The organism is Psychrobacter sp. AOP7-B1-25, assembly GCF_052376195.1.
Lineage (GTDB): Bacteria > Pseudomonadota > Gammaproteobacteria > Pseudomonadales > Moraxellaceae > Psychrobacter.
This window is the reverse complement of the sequence record NZ_JBQSVK010000043.1, coordinates 1-981: the sequence shown is the minus strand read 5'-3', so window position 1 is coordinate 981 and position 981 is coordinate 1. Positions and strand designations below refer to the sequence as shown.

Here is a 981-nt window from a genome sequence, read left to right as displayed (position 1 = left end):
TACCCCACTCTCAACTTCGAAAGTGATTGAAAAAAGAAGAGCACCTCACTAATCTATTGTTTTCGACCAAGAATACAATGGAGTTGTGAGATGCCCATAGACGAATTTATCATCAATATCTATTTAATGGTAGAGCAATATTACAAAATAGTCGTCACCCAGCCCTTGCGAGGTGCAGGTTACGCACCAAAGTTGAGTGATCCTGAGATCATTTGCATGGAGATGGTCGGTGAATTTTTACACCTTGATCAAGACAAACAAATTTGGCAATACTTTACCCAGCATTGGCAAGACTGGTTTCCAGCCATCGGCTCATACCCTAACTTCGCAAAGCACTGCGCCAATCTGTGGCAAGTCAAACAGCAGATACAAGATAAAGTCAGTCAAATTGAAGGCCGTGACAACATTCATTTTATGGATGGCTTTCCGATACCCGTCTGTCATTATGGACGCGCTTATCGGCATAAAAACTATCAAGACTTAGCGGCTTTTAGCTACTGTGCGGCTAAGCAAGAGAGATACTATGGCTTTGAGGGACATTTGCTTGTTAACTTATCGGGCATGATTAAAGGCTTTACCGTTGCCCCTGCCAATGTTGATGAAAGAGCGGTTGCGCCTGATATTACTGACCATATCCATGGTTTGCTCGGCGCTGATAAAGGGTATATCAGCCCTAGTCTGACATCGTACTACGACGCTCAAGGAGTGGATTTACAAACGCCACTCAGAGCCAACATGAAAGAGGATAGACCCAAACCTGTGGTAAGACGGCTAATGAAAGCTCGCCGTATCGTTGAAACAGTCATTGGTCAGCTATCAGAACGATTTAATATACAAAGAGTGCGAGCAAGAGATTTATGGCATTTGTCTCATCGATTGATTCGTAAGATTCTGTCGCATAATCTGTGCTTTGTACTCAATAAAAAACTTGGTAATCCGCCTCTTCAGTTTGATTTGCTTATTTCAAGTTGAGAGTGGGGT

General features: G+C 42.9%; 1 protein-coding gene. It reads left to right on the top strand.

The window, feature by feature from the left end:
* Positions 1-90: 90 nt before the first annotated feature.
* Positions 91-972: an IS982 family transposase gene (locus ACT3QR_RS13890; protein ID WP_443512307.1), complete on the top strand. Its 882-nt coding sequence runs from the start codon at positions 91-93 to the stop codon at positions 970-972.
* The last annotated feature ends 9 nt before the right edge of the window (positions 973-981 follow it).

Excerpts from the sequence above, each read along its gene's own strand:
- ACT3QR_RS13890 (WP_443512307.1), top strand. The coding sequence starts at position 91 with ATGCCCATAGACGAATTTATCATCAATATCTATTTAATGGTAGAGCAA.